Here is a 26925-nt window from a genome sequence, read left to right as displayed (position 1 = left end):
GCCTACAATTGGCCAAACTGTTTTATTTTTTTGTATAGGTACGACTATACCATGGGACAGGTTCACTTAATTTTTTTTCTTGTTTTAGCGCTTCAGGACCAATATAATCTTGAAGTGTTTTTTTTGCTACTGTTAAAGATAAGGTTGTTTTCGGATTTCGATAGGAGGATTCAAGATGACCGAGATGTGGTAGGATTCGAAAATCTTCTTTTGTAGGAGGAATATGGAAAAAGTAATCACCTAAACGTATAAGAACATCAGATTGTTGTTGGCTAAAACGTGGATTTCTAGAGAAATGTAATCCTTCTTTAATAGCTTTTTTTTCAGTAATTAAGCGTTCTAAAGCTGTCTTTTTTAACCAGTATAAATACTTCGGATTAGTTGCAGCTTTAGCATGACGATTCACAACAAAAATAGATTGAGCTAGTCGATTAATAGAATGTTGGTTTTGTAATTGAGATTGTGGTTGTGAAGGTTTCATATTAAATCTCCTTTCAATTTTTCATTATTATACCATAAGTAAAAGCGATTTTTATTATATGCAAAAAGTGATTGTATATATTTTCAATATTAAAGCAATATTGTTACAAAAAACAACTATTTTGTATAATAGTAATAGAATGTGTTTTAGAAATTTGATAATGAAAGAGTGAGAAGTTTGAAAGAAATATTAAAACAGCAATATGCCATTATAGATATTGGATCTAATACAATGCGTTTAGTTATTTATGAAAAGCAAAACGGAGGTTTTTATAAAGAGATTGAAAATACGAAAGTGGTTGCAAGGTTAAGGAATTACTTAGTCGATGGTGTGTTGATTGAAGAAGGAGTAGAGGTATTGTTACAAACATTATTTCAATTTCAAGAAAGTACACGATTCCATCAGTTGCGCCATGTACTTTGTGTTGCAACAGCAACAATTAGGCAGGCTGAGAATCAAGAGGAAATTAAAAAACTTGTTGAAGGACAAACAGACTTTACTCTTAGAGTATTATCAGAATATGAAGAAGCACGTTACGGCTATTTAGCGGTTATGAATTCAACTTCGTTCTCGGAAGGGATTACAGTAGATATTGGTGGAGGAAGTACGGAAGTTACATACTTTCGAAATAGAGAGATTTTAGAGTATCATAGCTTTCCTTTTGGGGCACTTTCTTTAAAGCAACAATTTATTAAAGGGGACATACCTACTGAAGAAGAGTTGGAAAAGCTTCAAACGTACTTGGAATATCAATTTCGAACATTACCATGGTTAATTGATAAGAAATTACCCCTTATTGCAATTGGTGGTAGTGCGAGGAACTTAGTGAAAATTCATCAAAATTTAATTTGTTATCCTATAGCAGGAGTACATTTATACAAGATGAAAGAAGAAGATATTAAAAATGTGAAAGAAGAATTGGAAGGCTTGTCGTTCATAGAACTTCAAAAATTGGAAGGATTGGCAAAAGATCGAGCGGATACAATTGTTCCCGCAGTCGAAGTATTTCATACGCTTGTTCATGTTATAGAGGCACCAGCATTTGTATTAAGTAGAAAAGGATTAAGAGAAGGTGTTTTCTATGAAGAGTTGACAAAAGATTTGGGGATTTCATATTATCCGAACGTGGTCGAAGAAAGTTTGTATTTATTATCACATGAATATGAAATGGACATGGAATTTGTAATACAGCTTATTAAACATGGAAGATTAATTTGTCAACAGCTTGAAGAAACAGGGCTGATTTCTATGTCAGTAAAAGACTGGGAAGTGTTCCATCAAGCAGCAAAAGTATTTAATATAGGCAAATATATAGACGAAGAAGCGAGCCGTTTACATACGTTTTATTTATTAGCAAATAAAACAATTGATGGTATGATGCATAAAGATCGAGTTAGATTAGCGCTTATTGCGTCTTATAAATCAAAAATGTTATTCAAACAACATCTGTCTCCGTTTGAAGGATGGTTTGATAAAAACGAACAAAAAAAAATTCGCCTATTAGGGGCTGTTTTACAATTTTCAGCAGCTCTAAATATAAGACAAAGATCGCTTGTTGAATCAATATCTATAACAGAAAGTAAAGAAGGATTAACATTTGAAATTGTATGTGAACAATCGGCGTTAGCGGAAAAAGTGCAAGCTGAAAAACAAAAAAAGCAGCTGGAAAGAGTATTGAAAACGAATATTAACTTATTCTTCGAATCAAAACACTAAGTTGTACGGATGTCTTTACAAAAAATTAACACTTTGGAATATTGTAATTTGTTAAAATGAAAGTAACTAAATTATAGTAAAAAAGTTTCAAGGGAAGTGTGAAGAGGATGGAAATGTTGAAGGGGAATATAGTCAATTTAAATGATACAGCTTATTACAACAATAGAGAACTAAGTTGGTTAGCATTTAATGAACGTGTACTACAAGAAGCACAGGATGAAATGAATCCGCTTTTAGAAAGATTAAAGTTTATTAGCATTTTTAGCTCCAATTTAGATGAATTCTTTATGGTACGTGTAGCAGGATTGAAGGATCAAGTGAGCGCTGGGTTTAATCAACCAGAAAATAAGGCCGGCTTAACACCAAAAAAGCAATTAAATAAAATTGCGATAAAGGCCCATGAATTAATGACTGTACAATATGATACGTTTAAAAATTATGTGTTGCCAGCGTTGGGGCTAGAGGGGATTGAGCGTTTAACATTCCATGATTTGACGAAAGAACAAAGAGAATTTATAGAAGAGTATTTTGATGAGCAAATTTTCCCAGTCTTAACACCTGTAGCTATCGATGCGTATCGTCCATTTCCTATGTTATTAAATAAAAGTTTGAATTTAGCTACTCTTTTATATGATGAGAAACAAGTGGAGGAAGAAAACCGCACGAAGTTAGGGATTGTACAAGTTCCTTCATTACTTGAACGTTTCATATTTTTACCGAGTGAAGGGCAAAAGCATAAATTTATTTTATTAGAAGATGTAATTAGTGGTTTTACTCATAAATTATTCACTGGATATAAAGTATCATCTGTTACTCGTTTCCGTATTACACGCAATGCGGATTTAACGATTCATGAAGAAGGTGCGAGAGATTTATTAAAAGTAATTGAAAAAGAATTAAAAAAGCGTAAGTGGGGAGCTGCTGTACGTTTAGAAGTTGGCAAAGAACACATTGATGAAAGAGTATTAGCGTTATTATATGAAGTGTTGGAAGTAAAAGATGAAGATGTGTATATAATGGATGGACCGTTAGATTTAACATGTCTATTTTCTTTATATAAAAAACTATCGCCTTTATATGAACATTTAGTATATCCGGCTCTTATTCCACAACGACCTCAAGATTTAGGGGATGCCGAAGATGTATTTGAAAAAGCAATTGAGCATGATATTTTATTACATCATCCGTTTGAATCGTTTCAGCCAGTAGTTGATTTTGTTCGTGATGCAGCAGACGACCCGAATGTACTTGCGATCAAACAAACATTATATCGAGTAAGTGGTGATTCTCCAATTATTCAGGCGCTAAAGGTAGCGGCTGAAAAAGGGAAACAAGTGACGGTATTAGTTGAGTTAAAGGCAAGGTTTGATGAAGAAAATAATGTGCATTGGGCTAAAGAATTAGAACAGGCGGGTTGTCATGTTATTTACGGTGTAAGTCATTTGAAAACACATAGTAAAATTACGCTAGTTGTAAGAAGAAAAAACGGAAAAATTGAAAGGTTCGTACATCTTGGAACCGGAAATTACAATGATGCAACCGCAAAGCTATATACTGATTTTGGTTATATTACATCACGAAAAGACTTTGGGGTCGATGCAACAAATTTCTTTAATTATTTGAGTGGTTATACAACAAAGCCGCATTTTTATCATTTATCGGTTGCACCATTTGATATAAGAGAGCAATTTATCGATTTAATAGATGAAGAAATTCGTTATCATAGGCAATATGGAAATGGATATATCATTGCTAAAATGAATTCATTAACTGATAAACCACTTATTAAAAAAATGTATGAAGCATCACAAGCTGGAGTAAAGGTAGAGCTCATCGTTCGAGGAACATGCTGCCTACGACCTGGTATTCCAAATGTAAGTGAAAATATTCGGGTAGTTAGTGTTGTCGGGAGATATTTAGAACATAGCCGTATTTATTATTTCCATCATAATGGAGAAGAGAAAATATATTTATCTTCAGCTGACTGGATGACAAGAAATATGGAGAAACGTGTAGAAATATCTTTCCCGATATTAGATATTGAAATGAAGGCACGAATTAAGGCGATTTTACAGCTTACTTTAGCTGATAATGTGAAAACACGTGAACAAAATAAAGACGGTGACTATTATTATGTTATTAATAATGGGGCAGAAGAGATTGATAGCCAAGTGAAGTTATTTAAGATGGCGTATCAAAACACAGATGCCGAATAATGAGAACAAAGTAAAAAACCTCTTTTTTAAGAGGTTTTTTACTTTGTTCTCTACTTATTATAAAGGATGCGTAGAGAGAATACTTTTTATTATAAGCATGTTAATGGATTATGAATCGGTTAAGAAAGGAAATAACATTAGTAGAATTGTTGCGGTACATTAATAATAGAATGGTTGTTGACAAGGTCCGCCATAACAAGGATAAGGTGTCGGCGGTGGGAAAGGTGGTGGATATGGTGGGTAATACGGTCTAGGACCGAAAGCTAATGCTCCGCCAAGCAGTCCACCAGCAATACCAGCTAGAAATGGGACGCCAAAAAACGGAAAGAAGCGTGAGTCGCCTACTGGACCAATAGGTGCTGAACGGACTGGGATTGGTTGATAATATGGATACATGAACAAACCTCCTTTATTGGACTCACTTTTATCATATGGTAAATGAAACATGGATGAGCGCGTACAAGAAAGGATATGTAAGAAAATAGGCGAATGATTACGAATGTTGGAGTGTAAAAATTGTTATCTCAGGTTTTGCCATAAATCGGAATGGGACACGTGTTCTGCCAAGGCCGCGATTGACATAGAGAGCTAAATCTTGGATCGTATAGAAACCTTCTACATAGTTTTTAGCAAGTGTTGGGGTAATAATAGCGCCTAAAAAAGGGATTTGTACTTGTCCGCCATGGCTATGACCAGAAAGTTGTAAGTTAACTGGATATGTAGCAATTTGCGGTGCAATATCTGGTTCGTGAACAAGAACAATGTTATAAATGTTTTTCCGAGCGCGCTGTAGTGTCTCCTTTATTTTGGGTTTGCCTAATAGTATATCATCAAGACCGAAAATTGAAATTTCACTATTATCCAGTAGACGGATTCTCTTTTCGCTGTTTAGTAACAGTTCAAATCCAGATTCACGCATGATGTGTTCGTAGTATTCCGTTCCATATCCGCCGTGATCATGGTTACCATAAATAGAAAATTTACCGAAGGGTGCTTGTATATTTTTTAAAATAGATGCAACGAAAGGAGTGTCAGTATACGTTTGATAATTATCAATGAGATCACCAGTAAAAAGAACAATGTCGGGTTTTACAGCATTAATTTTAGAGACGATTTGAGATAAATGTTGGAGAGAGAAATAGTATCCGAGATGTAAATCGCTAAATTGAAGAATCTTCATACCGTGAAAGCTTTTTGGGATGAGTTGTGATTTCAGTGTATGTTCTGTAAAAGAGAGCAGATGAGGCTCAATATATTTAGCATAATAGTATCCGATACTAGTCGTTATAAATGAATATAGGCAAGTACGCATTCCAGTTTTTAAAAAATCTCTTCTTGTAATTTTCTTCATAAAAATATGAGTATACCTATTTGGCTTATATTACATGTGTTCGTTACATTTACAGGTTACTCAAATCTCCTTTCGTTTTTTTTAATATATTTTAAATCATGTAAAAGTAGTATAGATAACGAAAAAGTGAATAAAAAGAAATCTCTTTACGTTAAAATATCAGAAAAGTTTAAAAATATAAAGATTTCTATTAAATAAAATGATAAAATGAATGTGTATTCATTTTTGGAGGGGATATAATATGAAAGAAAAAGTAGTTATTGTAACAGGTGGATCGAGCGGAATGGGAAAAGGAATGGCGACCCGTTTTGCAAAAGAAGGGGCACGAGTTGTTATTACAGGACGTACAAAGGAAAAACTAGAGGAAACAAAATTGGAAATTGAACAATTTCCAGGACAAATATTACCGGTACAAATGGATGTAAGAAATACGGATGATATTCAGAAAATGATTGAACAGATTGATGAGAAGTTTGGACGAATTGATATTTTAATAAATAATGCAGCTGGAAACTTTATTTGTCCAGCGGAAGATTTATCCGTGAACGGCTGGAATTCGGTTATTAATATTGTGTTAAACGGTACATTTTACTGTAGCCAGGCTGTCGGAAAATATTGGATTGAAAAAGGTATAAAAGGAAATATCATTAACATGGTAGCAACATATGCGTGGGATGCAGGTCCGGGAGTTATTCATTCGGCTGCAGCGAAGGCTGGAGTATTAGCAATGACGAAGACACTCGCTGTTGAGTGGGGACGTAAATATGGAATCCGAGTTAACGCTATTGCGCCAGGACCAATTGAACGTACGGGCGGTGCTGATAAATTATGGATTTCAGAAGAAATGGCTAAGCGTACGATACAAAGTGTTCCGCTTGGAAGACTGGGTACGCCAGAAGAAATTGCAGGTCTAGCTTATTATTTATGTTCAGATGAAGCTGCGTACATAAATGGAACTTGTATGACAATGGATGGAGGACAACATTTACATCAATATCCATTTTAAAAGGGATAAGAAAAATGTGACGGAATTGTGACATATGAAAGAAAAGTGTTTACAAGAGGTCATATATACGTTATATTTAAGACCTCTTTTTTCTTCATAGTAGAATTGCTAATTCCCCTTAGCATTTTACCCCTCTAATCCCTTCAGGAAAACTGAAGGGATTTTTTATTATTTTTCCGTAAATATCATGTTATAATTTTTGAAAAGTAAAGGGAGGGAAGCACGTTGATAGATGCATTAGATGTAATGAGTAACTTGGATAAAGTCCTTCCTTATTATCAAGCAATTTTTAGTGCTGATGAACATACTGTAATTGGATATGAAGTAGTAGGGCGTATTCAAACAGAAGAGGGCATACAAAGTTTAGCTTCTTTCTTTCATGATGACTCTATTCCAAGTGAGTTTCAACTAGAAGCGGATAACATTATAGTAGAAAAGGCTTTAAATCGTTATTTAGAAAGTGATCAAAAACTATTATTATTTATACATCGGAATGCTAACGTATTAATGAACGATGATGATGAAAGTTTGCTTCAACTTTTATTGATGTATGAAAAACAAGGTTTAAATTTGAAAAACATTGTTTTAGAGATTACAGAACATGAATGTAAAGAAGATATAGAGCAATTTAATCATTTGCTTATGTATTATCGTACATATGGTATTCAAATTTCGATTAATAAAGTCGGAACAGGTACAAGTAATTTAGAACGTATTAGCGTGTTAGCACCTGACATTTTAAAAGTAGATTTAACAAATTTAAGGCAAACTGCACTTTTACAATCTTATCAAGATATTTTATATTCTTTATCATTACTTGCTAGAAGAATTGGTGCGACATTGTTATATGAAGAAATAGATGCTTTTTATCAATTACAATATGCATGGAAAAACGGTGGTAGGTACTATCAAGGGAATTATTTAAAAGAATGCTTACCTGATTTTATTGAAACGAACGTTTTGAAAGAACGACTTGGTAATGAGTGTCATCAATTTATTCAACATGAGAAGAAAAAACTACAAAAGATTTATAATTTAACAGAAATGTTACGTGATCGAATTGGCGATGTTTTAGCCAAACAGAAAAAGAATGAAGATATAAATGATTGGTTATTACAATTTAGCCAAAGTGTATCACAATGTAGTTTTCGTATATTTATTTGTAACGAAGATGGTTTCCAACAATCAGGAAACGTTATGAAAAAAGATGGGGAATGGATTGTGATGCCTGAGTATTATATGAAGAACTGGAGTTGGCGCCCGTATTTTCTAGAGAATATTATGAAAATGCGTTTTGAGAATAAGGCAAGACTTTCAGATTTATATGCTGATATTGAAACCGGTGAGATGGTACGAACATTTTCTTTCCCGATTGATGATGAGAACTTTTTATTTATAGATTTATCGTATGAATATTTATATGAAGAAGATGTTTTATTTTAATGCACGAAGAGATTCGTGCATTTTTTGTTTGTTTTTATCATAAATTGGTAATAGTGAAAATGGTGCCGAAAATGCTGTCTATCGTTGTAAAGATTTTACGAACGAAACCAGCCCTTTCTTTGCATAATCATTGTTACAATGAATACTACAAAGACAAGTTTTCTTAAAAGGAAGGTGAAAAAATGAGAAAATATGGAATATGGTTAGTTCTATTTGTATGCGTTGCCTTTCTAGTTGGTTATAGTGTTACAACTGTTTTAGGAAAAGAGGAAGTGAAAGTCGATCGGAAAGAAGTGTTTGTAACGATACAAAAAGGCTATGAAAGCCAATTTTCAATTCGTGGGAAGCGTTTGCCGATGAATAAGATGATAGAAACGTTATCACCATATTTTACAGAGAATTTCCTTCAAGTATTTACAGATGAAAATAGTAGAAGTGATAAACAAAGTGGTGAATATTTACTTCCAGCAAAAGAAGCGCCATTTTCTTTTAATTCGGAAACGAAAATGTCATATGATGAAGAGCATAAAATTTTATATGTTTATGAGCGGGCGAAAAGTGGACAATATCAAATTATGACATTGCAAAGAGATCAAGGGAAATGGAAATTGGCTGGATATCATGAAAGTCAAGAACTTTTAACTGAAATAAAAAGGTTACAACAATTATAAAGTGAAACTTTAATCAGGGGCATATCCCGTTTAATATGAACTTGCCACAATCAGATGCATACTTCCAAAATATATCGGGATAAAAATAGGAATAGGTCTTTACCTATTCCTATTCTATATTAAGAAGTTGTTGTAATTTTTCAATTTGAAAACCAGCAACAACTTCTCCATCAATTACAACCGTCGGAGTTGAATAAGAATCATAGTCATATAAAAGACGATTGCGAGCAGCGGCGTCTTTTTTTACGTCAAACTCTTCGTATACAACGTTATTATGCTTTAAAAATTCTTTCACAATAACACATGGCGGACAATCAGGTTGTGTGTAAACCTCAATTTTTTTCATTGCAATTCCTCCTTTTTACTGTTTTTTATTATATTCTTCCAGTATAAAAATCGCAATAAAGAAGGGAAAAGATGTTCTTTCTGTTTTTTCCTTCGTATTTCGACAAATTTTTAGTTGAGTTTCTGGCCAATAACCTTTATCCTAGAGTGTGGAACATTTTTTCTGTTATGACGGATAGAATGAGTATAGCTGTAAAACCTATTGGTAGGAAGATCAGAGAAAGGAGAGATTTCATGTCTCTACTCCAAGGAATTTTAACTCGACTTGTTAGTCTACAAGAACAAGCTGAAAGCGGTGAAGTAGCACAACGCTATTTTGAAGTGAACGGTGAGCGCAAATGTAGCGTGAAATTTTTCGATAAAAGTGAAATGTATGAGTTAGAAGTGTATCAACAAGGTGAAAAACCTCAAGTGTATCAATTCGATAATATCGACATGGTTGCAATTGAGATTTACGATATCATTTCTTGATACATATAAAAAAGGTGTTGCCATAGGGCAGCACCTTTTTTAGTTCTATTACTTTTAGTATATATGTATAAGGATTTTTCATTTTTCCTACAATGGTAATAAAGTGAAAGTGTAATTAGTAGGGTTTCTTCGTCATATTATACAGCTTATTATCCATCACCAATTGAGGACGGGTAGTAAATAGCGGGATGAAAATAGTGAGGAGGTGTGTTATATGGAACGTTTACCAGTTGTGATTTGTCCTAATTGTCACAATTCTGCTGAGATTATTCATGTACTAACGGCTCAATCGAATCAAAACGTAATTTATACGTGCCAAGTTTGCCATTATGTAATTCGGAATATTGAAACGAATAAAGGGTAGGGAGTTATAATTTTTGTTTTTGTCCCATACAATGAGAATACGAAAAGTCTGTCTAATTGAAAGGACGTGACTATGTGGCCGGTGAACATAAATTTTATAATGTTTCAGAGAGACATTTAAATTTTGATATGGTCTTTACCCGTATTTGTAATTTCATTAAAAAGGATCCGCGAAATTTATATCGTTTATCCATTGGGACAGACTCACAAGCACATCAAAAGGATACGAGGTTTATTACGGCAATTCATATTCATCGCGTTGGAAAAGGAGCCTGGGGGTGTTTACACCATCAATCAGTAAAAGATAAGCCAGAAACTTTACGTGAGAAAATATATTTAGAGACGCAGTTTAGTCAAGAAATTGCATGCCTATTTACTCCTAATCATATACAAACAATATGGGATTTATTGCATCCATATGCTCAAGATGGGGCTGGTTTTATAATGGAGATTCACTTAGATATCGGAAATGATGGTTTAACAAAAGAATTTATTCTAGATATGACAGCGAAAATTCAAGCGATGGGATTAACTGCAAAAATTAAGCCAGATGCTTATGCGGCGTTTAGTTATGCAAATCGATATACGAAATAAAAACAATTTATATATTTCTTTCACTAAAAACTGAATATTACATCTATTAAATAGGCTGAAAATTTTATATAATAATGGTAACGATGCGAGTATAAGGAGAGGGGTATATGAAAAGGGAATTTGTTTTAACAGAAGAAGAGGAAAGTTTGTTACTAGATATTTTATTTCAGCAAAATTATGCGAGTGAAATTTTAGCTGTGGAACTTACAGATATCGAGAATGGTTTAAAAAAGACAGACGTGATGCAATATAAAAAAATCACAAGGTTATTTTACAGATTAAAAAATAAAGGGTATTAAGCGCTACCGGAATGGTAGTCTTTTTTTTGTGTTATATGCTAAAATAGCTGTGTAATTTTGTTTTTTACTGAAAGAATGTAAGGACAAAATAATAATATGAAAACGCTGTCATAAAATGTGAATAGAGCCGGTAATTATAAGCAGGAAAAAGGGAAAATGGGGGATGTAATATGATTAGTATTCCAAAAGACGAGTTTCAACAAATTTTTGTAAAAGATTTAATGATTTCATCAGAAAAAGTAGCACATGTCCAAATAGGGAATGGTTTAGAGCATGCTTTACTCGTACTTGTGAAATCTGGATATTCGGCGATACCTGTTTTGGACCCGATGTACAAATTGCATGGGTTAATTAGTACTGCTATGATTTTAGACGGTATGTTAGGGCTAGAACGCATTGAGTTTGAAAGACTTGACGAAATGAAAGTAGAGCAAGTAATGAAGAAAGATATCCCGGTTCTTAAGTTAGAAGATTCGTTTGCAAAAGCATTAGAAATGACTATTGATCATCCATTTATTTGCGCTGTCAATGAAGATGGGTATTTTGAGGGGATTTTAACACGTCGAGCGATTTTAAAATTGTTGAATAAAAAAGTAAGGCAACATAATCGATAATGTGAGAAAAGTGACTTCATAGAACCGAAGAAGTCACTTTTTTTTCGTGCATATCAGTTGTGTATGTATTATATTTAAAAAGATAAAAAATATAAGCGTATGTAGTTAAATTACGGATGAAAAGCTTATTGAGATAAGGTGTATGGAAGCTAAGGAAAGAGGGAGAAAGTTGCAAATTGATGATTTTCAAATGATGGTTGTGTTAGCACAGGAATCAAATATGAGAAAAGCGGCGGAACGTTTATTTGTTTCACAACCTGCGCTTAGTCAACGATTACAATCTATGGAGAAACAATGGGGAATGAAGTTTTTTATTCGCTCTCAAAAAGGATTGACAATTACACCTGAAGGGGAAAAAGTTGCAAATTACGCAAAAGAAATGCTACAAAGGGAAGAGGATATTAAAAGTGAACTAGCTGTTTTTAGAACAGAAACTCATGGGACGTTAAAAATAGCTGTCGCATCAGTTATTGGTCAATATTGGCTTCCTCCTGTTTTGAAGAAGTTTGTACATAAATATCCTTCTGTAAAAATATCGCTGTTTACTGGCTGGAGTAGTGAGGTGCAAAAGCAATTTTATGAAGGAGACGTGCATGTTGCTATATTGAGAGGAACACAAGAATATAAAGGCCAGAAGCAACAATTATTTGAAGATGAACTTTATTTAGTGGATAAAGAAATAAAAGATATTTCGATGTTAAAAGAAACAAATAGACCATTTATTCAATTTAAAAGTGATTCGACTTATTATGGACAGATACAGAATTGGTGGTATGGTTTATTTTCTAATCCACCTAAGAGAACAATTGTCGTTGATCAAATTGAGACTTGCAAACAACTCGTTTTAAATGGTATAGGTTATGCTCTTTTACCTTCTACTGTTTTAAAAGAAGTACAGGAAAATATGTATAAAACACCTGTCCAATTAACGAGAGAAACATGGTTATTGACGAGTGAATCAGCTAGACAATTGAAGCAAGTACAAGCATTTTTAGAAATTATAGAAGAAATTCAAATGGAAAAATAGGATTATTATCTTGCTACTCGCCCTATCGTTTGGTAGAGTAACATTATAAATGGATTTAGGAGGCAACAAGAATGAAAATGATGGACGCTAACGAAATTATTTCGTTTATTCAAAAAAGTGAAAAGAAAACTCCTGTAAAGGTATACATAAAAGGGGATTTAAAAGAAGTAACATTCCCTGAAACGGTACAAGCATTTGTAAATAAAAAGTCTGGTGTATTATTTGGAGAATGGTCTGAAATTAAGACGATTCTAGATGAAAATAGCAAGTACATTGTTGATTACGTTGTTGAAAATGACCGTCGTAATTCTGCAATTCCAATGCTTGATTTAAAAGGTATTAAAGCTCGTATTGAGCCAGGTGCGATTATTCGTGACCACGTTGAAATCGGCGACAACGCTGTTATTATGATGAATGCAACAATTAATATCGGTGCTGTAATTGGTGAAGGGTCTATGATCGACATGAACGCGGTACTTGGTGGACGTGCAACTGTTGGTAAGAACTGTCACGTAGGTGCAGGCGCAGTACTTGCAGGTGTTATTGAACCACCTTCAGCAAAACCAGTTATCATTGAAGACGATGTTGTTATTGGTGCTAACGTAGTTGTGTTAGAGGGAGTTACAGTAGGTAAAGGTGCAGTTGTAGCAGCAGGAGCTGTTGTAACAGAAGATGTACCTCCATATACAGTTGTTGCAGGTACTCCAGCACGTGTAATTAAAGAGATTGATGAGAAGACAAAAGCAAAAACTGAAATTAAACAAGAGCTTCGTCAATTAAACCCAGAGAAATAAAAACAAAAAAGCGTAAGAGCATAAACAGGCTCTTACGCTTTTTATAGATAGAGGTGCAAAAATGGCAGTAAGCAAATTCGTTCAAATTCGTAGAGACTTACATAAAATACCGGAAATTGGATTTAAAGAGTGGAAAACACAGCAGTATATTTTAGATTACATAGGAACGCTTTCGAATGAACATGTGGAAGTGAAAGTATGGAGAACGGGTGTCATTGTTAAAGTAAAGGGAAAAAATCCAGAAAAAGTTATAGGTTATCGCGCAGATATAGACGGTTTACCAATTACAGAGGAAACTGGATATGAGTTCGCTTCTGTTCATGAAGGAATGATGCATGCATGTGGACATGACTTACATACGACAATCGGTTTAGGCCTCCTAACAGCAGCTGTAACAGAAAGAATAGATGATGACCTTGTATTTCTATTCCAACCAGCTGAAGAAGGGCCTGGAGGGGCTCTTCCTATGTTAGAGAGTGAAGAGTTAAAAGAATGGAAGCCGAATATTATTCTCGGCCTTCATATTGCACCTGAATACCCTGTAGGGACAATTGCTACAAAAGAGGGGCTATTATTTGCAAATACATCAGAGTTATATGTTGATTTAAAGGGGAAAGGTGGACATGCAGCTTATCCTCATACTGCAAATGATATGATTGTCGCAGCTAGTCACCTTGTTACACAGCTTCAGTCTGTTATTAGTCGTAATGTAAACCCACTTGATAGTGCAGTAATTACAATCGGAAAAATAACAGGCGGTACAGTTCAAAATATCATAGCAGAAAAGTCTCGGTTAGAAGGAACGATTCGAACGTTATCAGTGGAATCAATGAGTCGTGTGAAAAGTAGGATTGAGGCAATTGTTGCAGGTATAGAAGCTTCCTTCCAATGTGAAGCGGTTATTGACTACGGAGCGATGTATCACCAAGTATACAACCATGAAGCATTAACGAGAGAGTTTATGCAATTTGTAAGTGAACAAACTGATATGAAAGTAATTACATGTACTGAGGCAATGACAGGTGAAGATTTTGGTTATATGCTTCAAGAGATTCCTGGATTTATGTTTTGGCTTGGGGTAAATTCAGAATATGGTTTACATCATGCAAAATTAAAGCCAGATGAAGAGGCTATTGAGAAAGCTATCGTATTTTTAGATCAATATGTAAAGTGGAAGGGAACTAGAAAGTAAATTTGCTCGCCAACTTGGTGGGTATTTGTTAGTTCCAAGGTGAAAACATCTTTTATATTTGTTTTGAATACACATCGGCATACAAATGGATAAAATAATGAGCAGTGGTTTTGAGCCGCTGCTCATTATTCGTTATCGCTTATTGAGAAGATGATTAGTTAACTAGCTTATATATGTTTACAATTCGTGTGGAAAGTGTGTAAAATCAAGGTGAAACGTAGAAAAAAGGGTGGGGAATTACGTGCAGATTAGCAGTGCGATTTTATGTTTTGTTTTATATACATATGTTATTATTGCGGCGGTTTATTTTGGGATAAGTTTTTATGCCTACCGTTTAGCGAATAATAATGAATATGAAGAGACATACAACTGGGTGAAAAGGTATTTATCACCTGTACTAGAAATTATGAATGGGTTTGTTCTTTTTTTATTTATTGGATTAATTGCTTTTTCAACGAGCTTAGTAGGAAATAAGACTACATTATTTGTACTAGGTATCATTATTTTTATGCTATTAGGAATTCGTATTGGTAATACGGTATTTTGGAATGAGAGAAAAGTAGATGGTTGGACGGGAATGCTAATACCGTGTATGCTAGCTGCTATCGTGACGAATATAGAACATGAATATTATCAGTTGCATTTTTGGCTCATAATTGTTTTAACAATTCTCTCTGTGTTGTATATAAGTACTGTCGTGCTAACATACATTGCAAATGAAAAGGGAGATGTAAAAGGTACGCATTTCTTTAGAGGGCGTGCATTGTTATGGAGTGTGCCAACGATGGCGGTTATAGCAATTATTGCGATATTAGTAAATGGATATCAATTTACGAATTGGCAACTGTTTTTAGAAAATTGGTGGATTTTCATTCTTTCGTTTATCGCTTTTTTAGGTGCAACGCATTATTTATTCCATCAACACCATTATATATTGGCATTGCTATTCGCATTTACACAACTATTATTTGCTTTCTTCGGACAAGAAACGTTATTATTCGTTTTCGAAACGTTTAGTTCATTTGGAAACATATTTGTATTTGGTATGTTAATTTTCAGTATCGCATTTTATTTACAACAGTATTTTTATATGCAAAAACAAAAATAAGAATGATATACAGGTTTTTGTAGCAAATCTAAAGTATGTTACAATAAAAATACATAGTATTCGATGTTATTGGAGGAATTCTTGTGGGTGAAAAAGAGAAAGAATTTGCTGTCATTGGGCTTGGGCGTTTTGGTGGAAGTATTTGTCGGGAACTTGCTCAATTAGGTATGGAAGTAATGGCAATTGACTCAGATGAGGATAAAATTAATGAGTTTGCAAATATAGCTTCACATGCTGTAATTGCAGATTCAACAGATGAGATGGTATTAAAAAGTCTTGGTATTCGTAATTTTGATCATGTAGTCGTTGCGATTGGAGACAATTTAAATTCAAGTATTTTAACAACGTTAATTCTGAAAGAGTTAGGTGTAAAAAATATTACTGTAAAAGCTCAAAATGATTACCATGAAAAAGTATTAAGTAAAATAGGAGCAGATCACATTGTGCACCCAGAGCGTGATATGGGAAAAAGGATTGCAAATAATATTGCATCAAGTAATGTGTTAGACTATCTTGAGCTTTCAGATGAGCATAGCATTGTAGAGATTATTGCAAATAAAAAAATTGATGGTCATTCTTTAATCGAATTAGATATTCGTGCGAAGTTTGGATTGAATATTGTAGCGATTAAACGTGGTAAAGAAGTTATTGTATCCCCTCGAGCTACGGAAAACATTCAAGCGGGAGATATATTAATTGTAATTGGTCATGACGATGAAGTAGATCGTTTCAAGCACTTTTTAAGATAAGAGAAAAGGACAATACCATAAAGGTATTGTCCTTTTTCTTATATCTCCATAATGATTGGTAAAATCATTGGGCGACGTTTCGTTTTCTCATATAGGAATGGTGCTAATGTATCTGTAATTTCATTTTTAATTTCAGACCATTGTGTTGTTTTACGTTCCATTACTTTTTCTAAATGAGTTGTAATTAATGTTTGAGCATCATTAATTAAATCACTACTTTCGCGCATATAAACGAAACCACGTGAGATAATATCAGGCCCTGCTGCAACTTTAAATTCTTTCATATCAATGCTTACAACGACAATGACAAGTCCTTCTTCAGAAAGGATACGACGATCGCGTAATACGATATTACCGATATCTCCAATACCATTTCCGTCAATATAAACAGATCCAGATGGTATTTTACCAGCTACACTTGCTTCATCTGAACGTAAGGCAAGAACATCACCATTATCCATAATGAAACAGTTTTCTTCTGGAATACCACAATCATTTGCTAATTTCATATGCATACGTTGCATACGATATTCACCATGAATTGGCATGAAATACTTCGGTTTAATTAGACGAAGCATTAGTTTTTGTTCTTCTTGTCCACCGTGTCCACTCGTATGAATGTTTGACAGTTTTCCGTGGATTACATCAGCACCAGCACGGTACAACATATTAATTGTACGGCTTACACTAATTGTATTACCAGGGATTGGTGAAGAAGAGAACACAACTGTGTCGCCAGGAATAATTTGAATTTGACGATGGGTACCATTAGCAATACGTGAAAGTGCTGCCATTGGCTCCCCTTGACTACCTGTACATAAAATAACAACTTTATTAGCCGGTAGACGATTTAATTGAGATGCATCTATGAATGTATCTTTCGGACAGCGAATATAACCGAGGTTTTGTCCGATTTCAATCGCTGCCTCCATACTTCGGCCAAATACAGCCACTTTACGATTGTTTTCAACAGCCGCTTCAACGACTTGTTGCAAGCGATGGATATTTGATGCAAAGGTTGCGAAGATAATACGACCTTCTACTTTGCGGAAAATATCTTGAATACTATCACCAACACGGCGCTCAGACATTGTAAAGTTTGGAACTTCACTGTTTGTACTGTCAGATAAGAGACAAAGTACACCGTCTTTTCCGATTTCAGCCATTTTTGTTAAGTCCGCTGGTTCACCAACCGGTGTGAAGTCAAATTTGAAATCTCCAGTATGAACCACTTGTCCTTGAGGTGTTTTCACAACAACTCCGTATGAATCTGGGATACTGTGAGTTGTACGGAAGAAGGAAACAGATGTCTTTTTAAATTTAATAACATCATCTTCTTGAATTTCATAAAGCTTGGCTTTACGAAGTAATCCGTGCTCTTCTAATTTGTTTTTGATTAGTGCAATTGCTAATTTTCCGCCATAAATCGGAATGTTCACTTGACGTAATAAGTAAGGAATTCCACCGATATGATCTTCGTGACCATGTGTAATGAATAGCCCTTTAATTTTATCTTCGTTTCGCACAAAATAAGTGTAATCTGGTATTACATAATCGATTCCGAGGAGTTCGTCTTCTGGAAACTTAATTCCAGCGTCAATTATAATAATTTCATCTTGAAATTGAACAGCATATGTATTTTTACCGATTTCACCAAGACCACCTAAAGCAAAAACGGCTGCTTGATCATTCTTTAGAAATTTCATATGGCTATACGATTTCCGCTAATGTTAAATCAGCGTTTTCTTTTTCATATTCAAGATGATTGCCAGTCACAGACTGAACGAATTCGATATTATATGCGAACTTATTTAATTTTGTACGAACATCCTTCTCAGACGTAGCCTCTAAATATAAAACTTTTGTATTTTCACGTACTGGAACCTCAGTCATTTTTTCTTGATAAAATACTTTAAAAATCATTTGGAAAACCTCTCCTTGTCTATGTTTTGCATTATCTGTTACTTATTATAAAGCAAACAGTCACGATTTTCATGTTTTTTCGAATGAGAATGAAGAAAAAGCCCGAAATGGGCACAATTTAAGCGATTGTCTTTTTACGGACTAGATCTTTTAAATAACGCTTCAGCTTTTTCTTCAGCTTCTTCAGCATGATTACTCCTTCCTTTCCTTATTTTAAACATGCATATTACTAGTGAAAACGCCGTCTCTGATATAAGAAAGAGGATAAAAGTGAATGTTGAATCTTGTCTTTTCTCATACAGAGAAAGTTATTCTATAGTAACGATTAGTAGCCGTTAGTTATAACTATAGTATGAGAAAGAATAGAAAAGAAAATTCATACGAACAAGTATCCACATTTTTTACTAATATATATATGCAGGTTTCATAAATAAGGTCAGAAAGTGAACGCTTTCTTCACAGATGTTTAATATGTTATACTTTTTTTTAGCATTTGAAAAGCGATAATCAAAATAGGAATATAGAGTAACAGAAAGGATTTTGACAAATGAATGATAAAATTGTCTTTTTTGATATTGATGGAACATTATTAGATCATGATAAGAAGATTCCGCAATCTACGCGAGACGCAGTAAGGCAGTTACAAGAAAAAGGCGTGCATGTAGCAATTGCGACAGGACGTGCGCCATTTATGTTCGAAGATATTCGTAAGGAACTTAATATCCACAATTATGTTAGCTTTAATGGACAGTACGTTGTATTTGAAGATGAGGTAGTATTTAATAACCCATTACATCCAGCTGCTCTACATAAGTTTACTCAGTTTGCAAAACAAGAAGGATATCCACTTGTATATCTTGATCATCAACAAATGAGAGCATCAGTGGAATATCATGATTATGTGAAAGAAGGTTTTGGAAGTTTACATTTTGAGCATCCGGCATATGAACCTGATTTTTATGAGAAGCGTAATATTTATCAAACACTTCTTTTCTGTGAAGTAAATGAAGAAGAAAAGTTTATAAATCAGTACCCAGACTTTCATTTTATTCGCTGGCATGCGTATTCAATGGATATTATTCCAAATGGTGGTTCTAAGGCAAAAGGGATTGAGAAATTCATTGAAAAGCTAGGATTTAACCGTGAACAAGTGTATGCATTTGGGGATGGCTTAAATGATTTAGAAATGATTGAAGCAGTTGGGACAGGTATTGTGATGGGGAATGGGCATGAAGACTTGAAAAAACTTGCAAATCATGTGACAAAGGATGTTAGTGAAGACGGTATATATCACGGTTTAAAATGGGCTGGATTGCTATAAGTGAATATGGAATCTATTTCATATAGTAAAAAGGCGGAAGAGTATATTCCGCCTTTTTTACTATCGCTCCAGAGGTTTTGAATCGTCAGGAGCGGCAAATGGATTTTCTTTATTAATATGGTCATAGAACATAACACCATTTAAATGGTCAATTTCATGTTGAAATACAATTGCTGGTAACCCTTTTAAACGTAATTTTACTTCTTCGCCGTTAATAGAAGTTGCTTTCACTGTAATTCTTGTATAACGAGGGACATAACCAGGTACTTCACGGTCTACTGATAGACAGCCTTCACCACTTTGTAAATATGTACGTTCAACAGAATGGCTAATGATTTTTGGATTGAATAATGCATGACTATATAACGTACCGTCCGTATCTGTTACATGAACCGCAATCATTCTTTTTGAAATACCGATTTGCGGAGCCGCTAATCCGATTCCAGGGCGTAAACTATATTTTTCAGCCATTTCAGGATCTTGGCTATTTATTACAAATTCAATCATTTCTTTAAGAGTATTTGTATCTTCTTCGCTCGCTGGTAGTACTACCTCTTCTGCAACGTTTCGCAAAATAGGATCTCCTTCGCGAATTACATCTTTCATTGTAAGCATATGTAATCTCTCCTTTCCCTTTTAGTCTACCAAAGGAGATGGAAAAAGTCATCGGCAAGTAAGGGGAAGATAGATCGGTTATGTAGGAATAAAAAGAAAGAGACGGCAGAGCCGTCTCTTTCTTTCCATAGTTGTTTCATTTTTACATTAGCGAATGCAAGCAGCACCAACGATAATTAAAAGAATAAACAACACAACGATTAAGGCGAAGCCGCGTCCAGACCCACCACAAGAACCGCCATAACCGTAGGAAGGATATGAACAAGTTGGATAGCAATATGAATATCCGTACATGAGATGACCTCCTTTATCATTTCCCGCTAATACTGCGGTTACTATAATGTATGGAGGGAAGAGTAGAAATGTATGGGTAATTACCTATAAAAGGAAGAAGAGTTTGTATATTTTTGCTAAGAAGAGAGAAAAACTAAAGGGAATTAAATCGTTTACATATTATTCTAAGAGAAAAAACAAGTTAAAAAGGGAATAATATAACAGTAGGTTAATGCTTACTAATACAGATGTGAAAAATAAAAACACGTTTGTGTGGGAGAAACCTGCAGATTATTTATAAAAAAACGTATTCAAAGTAATTGACATCGTAATTAGAATAGTTGTAAACTAAAAAACGTGATCAAGATTGTATTAATATGTTTCTGAAAAAACATTAGTACAGATTGTTAGGTACACAAAATTATTCTCAACCGACAAATAAATTTGTTGGTTTACATTGTTGCGGTTTCCATCTAGCTAATAGGTAGTGAAAGCGTTTCAGAATATGGTTCAAGAGAGGAAGAGGTGAACGGAATGGGTACTAAAACAAAAAAGACCCTATTTAATGTTGATGAGCAAATGAAAGCTATCGCAGCTCAATTTGAAACATTACAAATTTTAAATGAAAAAGGCGAAGTTGTGAATGAAGCAGCTATGCCTGAATTATCTGATGATCAATTAAAAGAATTAATGCGCCGTATGGTGTATACTCGCGTACTAGATCAACGTTCTATTTCTTTAAACCGTCAAGGACGTTTAGGTTTCTACGCACCAACAGCTGGACAAGAGGCTTCTCAATTAGCAAGTCATTTCGCACTTGAAGCAGAAGATTTTATCTTACCAGGATATCGTGATGTGCCACAATTAGTATGGCACGGTTTACCATTATACCAAGCATTCTTATTCTCTCGTGGACATTTCATGGGTAACCAAATGCCTGAGAACGTAAATGCACTTGCTCCACAAATCATCATCGGTGCGCAAATCATCCAAACTGCTGGTGTTGCGTTAGGTATGAAATTACGTGGTAAAAAGTCTGTTGCAATTACTTACACTGGTGACGGTGGTGCTTCACAAGGTGACTTCTATGAAGGTATGAACTTTGCGGGCGCATTCAAAGCTCCAGCAATCTTCGTTGTACAAAACAACCGTTATGCAATCTCTACTCCAGTAGAAAAGCAATCTGCAGCTAAAACTGTAGCACAAAAAGCAGTAGCAGCAGGTATTTACGGAATTCAAGTAGACGGTATGGATCCATTAGCTGTATACGCAGCAACTGCTTTCGCTCGTGAGCGTGCAGTAAATGGCGAAGGTCCTACTTTAATCGAGACTTTAACATTCCGTTACGGTCCACATACAATGGCTGGTGATGATCCAACTCGTTACCGTACAAAAGATATCGAGAACGAATGGGAACAAAAAGATCCAATCGTACGCTTCCGTGCATTCTTAGAAAACAAAGGCCTATGGTCACAAGAAGTTGAAGAGAAAGTAATCGAAGAAGCAAAAGAAGATATCAAACAAGCAATTGCTAAGGCTGACCAAGCTCCAAAACAAAAAGTTACTGATTTAATGGAAATCATGTACGAAAAAATGCCTTACAACTTAGCTGAACAATATGAAATTTACAAAGAAAAGGAGTCGAAGTAAGCCATGGCTCAAATGACAATGATTCAAGCAATCACTGATGCTTTACGCGTTGAAATGAAAAATGACCCTAACGTACTTGTGTTTGGTGAAGACGTTGGTGTAAACGGCGGTGTATTCCGTGCTACTGAAGGTTTACAAGCTGAATTCGGTGAAGACCGTGTAATGGATACTCCACTTGCAGAGTCTGGTATTGGTGGACTTGCAGTTGGACTTGCACTTGAAGGATTCCGTCCAGTTCCAGAAATCCAATTCTTCGGTTTCGTTTATGAAGTAATGGATTCAATTTCTGGTCAATTAGCTCGTATGCGTTACCGTTCTGGTGGACGTTGGACTGCTCCAGTAACAGTTCGTTCTCCATTCGGTGGTGGTGTTCATACTCCTGAACTACATGCTGATAGCTTAGAAGGTTTAGTGGCTCAACAACCTGGTCTAAAAGTTGTTATTCCATCTACTCCATACGATGCAAAAGGTCTTTTAATCTCTGCGATTCGTGACAACGATCCAGTTATCTACTTAGAGCATATGAAATTGTACCGTTCATTCCGTCAAGATGTACCAGAAGGCGAATACACAATTGATTTAGGCAAAGCTGACATCAAACGTGAAGGTACAGATGTATCTGTTATCGCTTACGGTGCTATGGTTCACGCTGCATTAAAAGCTGCTGAAGAACTTGAAAAAGAAGGTATCTCTTTAGAAGTTGTTGACTTACGTACAGTTCAACCATTAGATATCGAAACAATCATCGCTTCTGTTGAAAAAACAGGCCGCGTAGTTGTAGTTCAAGAAGCTCAAAAACAAGCTGGTATTGCAGCTAACGTTGTAGCGGAAATTAACGACCGTGCAATTTTAAACTTAGAAGCTCCAGTTGTACGTGTTGCAGCTGCTGATACAGTATTCCCATTCTCTCAAGCTGAGAGCGTATGGTTACCAAACCACAAAGATATTGTTGAAGCTGTTAACAAAGTAATGAACTTCTAATTTTTACTTATTCATGTGCAAAAGAAATCAGCACATGCTGATTTCTTTTGCCATATTCCATAATAAAGAAATGAATCAGGGGGCTGAATTCCGTGGCATTTGAATTTAAACTACCAGATATCGGTGAAGGTATCCACGAAGGTGAAATCGTAAAATGGTTTATTAAACCAGGCGACGAAGTAAACGAAGACGACGTACTTCTTGAAGTACAAAATGATAAAGCAGTAGTAGAAATTCCTTCTCCTGTTAAAGGTAAAGTACTTGAAGTACTTGTAGAAGAAGGTACGGTTGCAGTAGTTGGAGATACATTAATTAAATTTGATGCTCCTGGATACGAAAACCTTAAATTTAAAGGCGACGATCATGACGAAGCTCCTAAAGCTGAAGAAGCAAAAGAAGAAGCTCCTAAAGCTGAAGCTACTCCAGCAGCAACTGCAGAAGTAGTAAATGAGCGCGTAATCGCTATGCCATCTGTTCGTAAATATGCTCGTGAAAACGGCGTAGACATTCATAAAGTAGCTGGTTCTGGTAAGAACGGTCGTATCGTAAAAGCTGACATCGATGCATTTGCAAATGGTGGACAAGCGGTAGCAGCAACTGAGGCTCCAGCAGCAGTAGAAGCTACTCCAGCAGCAGCGAAAGAAGAAGCACCAAAAGCACAACCAATCCCAGCTGGTGAATATCCAGAAACTCGTGAGAAAATGAGTGGTATCCGTAAAGCAATTGCGAAAGCAATGGTTAACTCTAAGCATACAGCTCCTCACGTAACATTAATGGATGAAGTAGATGTAACTGAACTTGTTGCTCACCGTAAGAAGTTCAAAGCTGTTGCAGCTGACAAAGGTATTAAATTAACTTACCTTCCATACGTTGTTAAAGCTTTAACATCTGCATTACGTGAATATCCAATGTTAAACACTTCTTTAGATGATGCTTCTCAAGAAGTAGTTCATAAACATTACTTCAACATCGGTATCGCAGCTGATACAGACAAAGGTCTATTAGTACCAGTTGTTAAAGATACAGATCGCAAGTCTATCTTCACAATTTCTAACGAGATCAATGATCTTGCTGGTAAAGCACGTGAAGGTCGTTTAGCTCCTGCTGAAATGAAAGGCGCTTCTTGCACAATTACAAACATTGGTTCTGCAGGTGGACAATGGTTCACTCCAGTTATCAATCACCCAGAAGTAGCAATCCTTGGTATCGGCCGTATCGCTGAGAAACCAGTTGTGAAAAACGGTGAGATCGTTGCAGCTCCAGTATTAGCATTATCTCTAAGCTTTGACCATCGTTTAATTGACGGCGCAACTGCTCAAAAAGCATTAAACCAAATTAAACGTCTATTGAATGACCCACAATTATTAGTAATGGAGGCGTAATAACAATGGTAGTAGGAGATTTCCCAATTGAATTAGATACAGTCGTTGTTGGTGCAGGTCCTGGTGGATACGTTGCGGCAATTCGTGCAGCACAATTAGGTCAAAAGGTAGCGATCATTGAAAAAGCTAACCTTGGTGGCGTATGCTTAAACGTTGGATGTATTCCTTCAAAAGCGTTAATCAATGCAGGTCATCGTTATGAGAATGCAATGCATTCTGATGACATGGGTATCACTGCAGAGAACGTAAAAGTTGACTTTACAAAAGTTCAAGAATGGAAAAACGGCGTAGTTAAGAAATTAACTGGCGGTGTTGAAGGCCTTCTTAAAGGTAACAAAGTTGAAATCATTCGCGGTGAAGCTTACTTCGTAGATGCTAACACATTACGCGTAATGACTGAAGATGCAGCTCAAACTTATACGTTTAAAAATGCTGTTCTTGCAACTGGTTCTACACCAATCGAAATTCCAGGATTCAAATACTCTAAACGTGTTATCAACTCTACAGGTGCTTTAAGCTTACCTGAAATTCCTAAAAAACTTGTTGTAATCGGCGGCGGTTACATCGGTATGGAATTAGGTACTGCATATGCTAACTTCGGTACAGAAGTTACTGTAGTAGAAGCTGGCGACGAAATCTTAGCTGGTTTCGAAAAAGCTATGAGCTCTGTTGTTAAACGTGCTCTACAGAAAAAAGGTAACGTAACAATCCATACAAAAGCTATGGCTAAAGGCGTTGAAGAAACAGAAACTGGCGTAAAAGTTAGCTTCGAAGTTAAAGGTGAAATCCAAACTGTAGAAGCAGATTACGTATTAGTAACTGTAGGTCGTCGTCCAAACACTCAAGAAATCGGTCTTGAGCAAGTTGGAGTTAAAATGACTGACCGCGGCATCATCGAAATCGATGAGCAATGTCGTACAAATGTACCAAACATCTATGCAATCGGTGATATCGTTCCTGGACCACCATTAGCTCACAAAGCTTCTTACGAAGGTAAAGTAGCTGTAGAAGCAATTAGTGGCCATGCGTCAGCTATCGATTACATCGGAATTCCTGCAGTATGCTTCACTGATCCAGAATTAGCATCTGTTGGTTACACTAAGAAACAAGCTGAAGAAGCTGGAATGACTGTAACTGTATCTAAGTTCCCATTCGCTGCTAACGGTCGTGCATTATCATTAAACAGCACTGACGGTTTCTTACAACTTGTAACACGTAAAGAAGATGGTCTTCTTGTAGGTGCTCAAGTTGCAGGTGCAGGCGCTTCTGATATTATTTCTGAGATTGGTTTAGCTATCGAAGCTGGAATGACAGCAGAAGATATCGCTCAAACAATCCACGCTCACCCAACATTAGGTGAAATCACAATGGAAGCAGCTGAAGTTGCTCTTGGAATGCCAATTCACATTGTAAAATAATTTAAGTAATGAAAATAGCCCATCTCTTATTTAAAGAGATGGGCTATTTTTTATTTTATAATAAAAGTGGCTTGCAAGGTCTTTATACGTACTTGTCGAATGAATATATAATAATTTAATTGAATTGTTAGAACATATATAAATCCAAAAGCCATATATATGCTTTCGTGTAATATGTAATTGATTCAAACTTAATCCCATATAGTAATAAAATAGAGCATGTCAAAGGAGAAGGTTCCATGAGAATATTACATGTTATATTTTATCATTTTTTATTATGGAGTGGTTTTTCCGTTGTATTATCATTGTCAAATGGTGATAAGTTGCATTATAAAGTTATTCTATTTTTTGTATTTCTTTATTTAGCATATGTGATCGCATATTTTGTATTGCAAATTAGAAAGCAGGCATTATTCCTTACGTGTTCAAATTGCATACTTTTCTTAATTATATTTTCTATTTTTTAAATTAACGTTTATAGAAATACATTGTTCTTCCATTAAATAATTTTAACTCTCCTTCTAATTTCTTCGCTAGAAAACGGCAAAATTCATTTGCTTTTCCTTTATCACCAAATGTTGCATTAGGTGGTAAAGAAACTTGAATATAAGTTTGTTCCTTTTCTATACCGACACCAACATAAATGGAGTCATATCGATCGTGAGTAGATTGTAGTTTGAATGTTGTTGCTGATGTATCTAAAATTTCATACGGAAAAGCGGTATTTGTATAAGCGTAATTAATTTGAACACCAGTTTTGGAAGTAACTGTTTTATAATAATGAAAAAGTTGTTTTATATCATCTATTGAAACAGATTGTTGGTTGGATTTAGGTACAAGCGTAATAAAGGCATGTTGCATATAAGTTCCCCCTAACTTAGTAGAATACTCTCATTCTACATCCTGCTGAATTTTTTGACAA

30 protein-coding genes are annotated in these 26925 nt (G+C 35.2%); 21 read left to right on the top strand and 9 right to left on the bottom strand.

Translation table 11 applies throughout. From position 1 onward, the window contains the following. Positions 1-22 precede the first annotated feature (22 nt). Positions 23-481: a YkyB family protein gene (locus tag MR070_RS01335; protein ID WP_000804868.1), complete on the bottom strand. Its 459-nt coding sequence runs from the start codon at positions 479-481 to the stop codon at positions 23-25. 177 nt (positions 482-658) lie between these two features. Here MR070_RS01335 and ppx point away from each other — a divergent pair, with 177 nt between their 5' ends. Beyond that, on the top strand, positions 659-2197 hold the full coding sequence (gene ppx, locus MR070_RS01330) for an exopolyphosphatase (RefSeq protein ID WP_242260404.1): 1539 nt from the start codon (positions 659-661) through the stop codon (positions 2195-2197). 107 nt (positions 2198-2304) lie between these two features. Then, positions 2305-4413: a polyphosphate kinase gene (locus MR070_RS01325; RefSeq protein ID WP_242260401.1), complete on the top strand. Its 2109-nt coding sequence runs from the start codon at positions 2305-2307 to the stop codon at positions 4411-4413. 159 nt (positions 4414-4572) lie between these two features. Here MR070_RS01325 and MR070_RS01320 read toward each other — a convergent pair whose 3' ends face one another. After that, entirely contained in the window at positions 4573-4809 is a 237-nt protein-coding gene (locus tag MR070_RS01320) for a hypothetical protein (protein WP_000283744.1), read from the bottom strand. Between the two features lie 97 nt (positions 4810-4906). Next, positions 4907-5764: a metallophosphoesterase gene (locus MR070_RS01315; RefSeq protein WP_000724517.1), complete on the bottom strand. Its 858-nt coding sequence runs from the start codon at positions 5762-5764 to the stop codon at positions 4907-4909. Positions 5765-6005: 241 nt separating this feature from the next. Between MR070_RS01315 and fadH the strand changes: the two genes are divergently transcribed. From fadH to MR070_RS01300, 3 genes are all read left to right on the top strand, one after another. Then, on the top strand, positions 6006-6770 hold the full coding sequence (gene fadH / locus MR070_RS01310) for a 2,4-dienoyl-CoA reductase (RefSeq protein WP_000660918.1): 765 nt from the start codon (positions 6006-6008) through the stop codon (positions 6768-6770). A gap of 225 nt (positions 6771-6995) precedes the next feature. Further along, positions 6996-8213, top strand: coding sequence for an EAL domain-containing protein (locus MR070_RS01305; RefSeq protein ID WP_000564304.1), 1218 nt, complete (start codon positions 6996-6998; stop codon positions 8211-8213). 182 nt (positions 8214-8395) lie between these two features. After that, entirely contained in the window at positions 8396-8884 is a 489-nt protein-coding gene (locus MR070_RS01300) for a DUF3993 domain-containing protein (protein ID WP_242260399.1), read from the top strand. Positions 8885-8993: 109 nt separating this feature from the next. On the opposite strand, the gene MR070_RS01295 is transcribed toward MR070_RS01300, so the two are convergent. Next, entirely contained in the window at positions 8994-9230 is a 237-nt protein-coding gene (locus tag MR070_RS01295; protein ID WP_000717880.1) for a glutaredoxin family protein, read from the bottom strand. Between the two features lie 233 nt (positions 9231-9463). On the opposite strand from MR070_RS01295, the gene MR070_RS01290 reads away from it, so the two are divergent. The 10 genes from MR070_RS01290 (at position 9464) to MR070_RS01245 (ending at position 16440) form a co-directional block, all read left to right on the top strand. Further along, positions 9464-9700 (top strand): YkuJ family protein, encoded by a 237-nt coding sequence (locus MR070_RS01290; protein ID WP_000055151.1) that lies wholly within the window; start codon positions 9464-9466, stop codon positions 9698-9700. A 214-nt stretch (positions 9701-9914) separates the two neighbouring features. Beyond that, entirely contained in the window at positions 9915-10064 is a 150-nt protein-coding gene (locus MR070_RS01285; RefSeq protein ID WP_000440537.1) for a hypothetical protein, read from the top strand. A 74-nt stretch (positions 10065-10138) separates the two neighbouring features. Further along, positions 10139-10657 (top strand): ribonuclease H-like YkuK family protein, encoded by a 519-nt coding sequence (locus tag MR070_RS01280; protein ID WP_000896652.1) that lies wholly within the window; start codon positions 10139-10141, stop codon positions 10655-10657. A 107-nt stretch (positions 10658-10764) separates the two neighbouring features. Beyond that, the gene (gene abbA / locus MR070_RS01275; RefSeq protein WP_000817794.1) at positions 10765-10956 is read left to right on the top strand and encodes an antirepressor AbbA; all 192 of its coding nucleotides are present in this window, start codon (positions 10765-10767) and stop codon (positions 10954-10956) included. 170 nt (positions 10957-11126) lie between these two features. Continuing rightward, positions 11127-11570 (top strand): cyclic-di-AMP-binding protein CbpB, encoded by a 444-nt coding sequence (cbpB, locus tag MR070_RS01270; protein WP_000623566.1) that lies wholly within the window; start codon positions 11127-11129, stop codon positions 11568-11570. A gap of 142 nt (positions 11571-11712) precedes the next feature. Further along, on the top strand, positions 11713-12597 hold the full coding sequence (locus MR070_RS01265; RefSeq protein WP_001984809.1) for a LysR family transcriptional regulator: 885 nt from the start codon (positions 11713-11715) through the stop codon (positions 12595-12597). A 71-nt stretch (positions 12598-12668) separates the two neighbouring features. After that, positions 12669-13391, top strand: coding sequence for a 2,3,4,5-tetrahydropyridine-2,6-dicarboxylate N-acetyltransferase (gene dapD / locus MR070_RS01260; protein WP_000783247.1), 723 nt, complete (start codon positions 12669-12671; stop codon positions 13389-13391). A 61-nt stretch (positions 13392-13452) separates the two neighbouring features. Then, positions 13453-14583 carry an N-acetyldiaminopimelate deacetylase gene (locus MR070_RS01255; RefSeq protein ID WP_000301165.1) on the top strand — a complete coding sequence of 377 codons (1131 nt, stop codon included), beginning with the start codon at positions 13453-13455 and terminating at the stop codon, positions 14581-14583. 241 nt (positions 14584-14824) lie between these two features. Next, entirely contained in the window at positions 14825-15691 is an 867-nt protein-coding gene (locus tag MR070_RS01250; protein ID WP_001167329.1) for a hypothetical protein, read from the top strand. 83 nt (positions 15692-15774) lie between these two features. Next, positions 15775-16440, top strand: a complete 666-nt coding sequence (locus MR070_RS01245; protein ID WP_000504032.1) for a potassium channel family protein — start codon at positions 15775-15777, stop codon at positions 16438-16440. 38 nt (positions 16441-16478) lie between these two features. On the opposite strand, the gene rnjA is transcribed toward MR070_RS01245, so the two are convergent. Both rnjA and MR070_RS01235 read right to left on the bottom strand, forming a co-directional pair. Further along, positions 16479-18146: a ribonuclease J1 gene (rnjA, locus tag MR070_RS01240; RefSeq protein WP_000670368.1), complete on the bottom strand. Its 1668-nt coding sequence runs from the start codon at positions 18144-18146 to the stop codon at positions 16479-16481. Between the two features lie 4 nt (positions 18147-18150). Next, entirely contained in the window at positions 18151-18363 is a 213-nt protein-coding gene (locus MR070_RS01235; protein ID WP_000576444.1) for a DNA-dependent RNA polymerase subunit epsilon, read from the bottom strand. Positions 18364-18910: 547 nt separating this feature from the next. Here MR070_RS01235 and MR070_RS01230 point away from each other — a divergent pair. After that, positions 18911-19684 (top strand): Cof-type HAD-IIB family hydrolase, encoded by a 774-nt coding sequence (locus MR070_RS01230; protein WP_000998290.1) that lies wholly within the window; start codon positions 18911-18913, stop codon positions 19682-19684. Positions 19685-19744: 60 nt separating this feature from the next. On the opposite strand, the gene def is transcribed toward MR070_RS01230, so the two are convergent. Both def and MR070_RS01220 read right to left on the bottom strand, forming a co-directional pair. After that, positions 19745-20299 carry a peptide deformylase gene (gene def / locus MR070_RS01225; RefSeq protein ID WP_000957059.1) on the bottom strand — a complete coding sequence of 185 codons (555 nt, stop codon included), beginning with the start codon at positions 20297-20299 and terminating at the stop codon, positions 19745-19747. Between the two features lie 147 nt (positions 20300-20446). Beyond that, positions 20447-20593: a YjcZ family sporulation protein gene (locus tag MR070_RS01220; protein WP_000274562.1), complete on the bottom strand. Its 147-nt coding sequence runs from the start codon at positions 20591-20593 to the stop codon at positions 20447-20449. A gap of 513 nt (positions 20594-21106) precedes the next feature. Here MR070_RS01220 and pdhA point away from each other — a divergent pair. The 5 genes from pdhA (at position 21107) to MR070_RS01195 (ending at position 26470) form a co-directional block, all read left to right on the top strand. After that, positions 21107-22222 carry a pyruvate dehydrogenase E1 component subunit alpha gene (pdhA, locus tag MR070_RS01215; protein ID WP_000536893.1) on the top strand — a complete coding sequence of 372 codons (1116 nt, stop codon included), beginning with the start codon at positions 21107-21109 and terminating at the stop codon, positions 22220-22222. Between the two features lie 3 nt (positions 22223-22225). Then, positions 22226-23203 carry a pyruvate dehydrogenase complex E1 component subunit beta gene (gene pdhB / locus MR070_RS01210; protein ID WP_000068166.1) on the top strand — a complete coding sequence of 326 codons (978 nt, stop codon included), beginning with the start codon at positions 22226-22228 and terminating at the stop codon, positions 23201-23203. Positions 23204-23295: 92 nt separating this feature from the next. Then, the gene (pdhC, locus tag MR070_RS01205) at positions 23296-24585 is read left to right on the top strand and encodes a pyruvate dehydrogenase complex dihydrolipoyllysine-residue acetyltransferase (protein ID WP_000863427.1); all 1290 of its coding nucleotides are present in this window, start codon (positions 23296-23298) and stop codon (positions 24583-24585) included. A gap of 5 nt (positions 24586-24590) precedes the next feature. Further along, on the top strand, positions 24591-26003 hold the full coding sequence (gene lpdA, locus MR070_RS01200; protein WP_000260111.1) for a dihydrolipoyl dehydrogenase: 1413 nt from the start codon (positions 24591-24593) through the stop codon (positions 26001-26003). Positions 26004-26242: 239 nt separating this feature from the next. Continuing rightward, positions 26243-26470, top strand: coding sequence for a hypothetical protein (locus MR070_RS01195; protein ID WP_001221351.1), 228 nt, complete (start codon positions 26243-26245; stop codon positions 26468-26470). 1 nt (position 26471) lies between these two features. Here the strand turns inward: MR070_RS01195 and MR070_RS01190 are convergent, their stop codons facing one another. Continuing rightward, positions 26472-26864 (bottom strand): DUF1885 family protein, encoded by a 393-nt coding sequence (locus tag MR070_RS01190; RefSeq protein WP_001163309.1) that lies wholly within the window; start codon positions 26862-26864, stop codon positions 26472-26474. Between the last annotated feature and the right edge of the window lie 61 nt (positions 26865-26925).

Source organism: Bacillus cereus group sp. BfR-BA-01453 (genome assembly GCF_022662915.1).
Lineage (GTDB): Bacteria > Bacillota > Bacilli > Bacillales > Bacillaceae_G > Bacillus_A > Bacillus_A paranthracis.
This window is presented reverse-complemented; position numbering and strand designations above follow the sequence as displayed.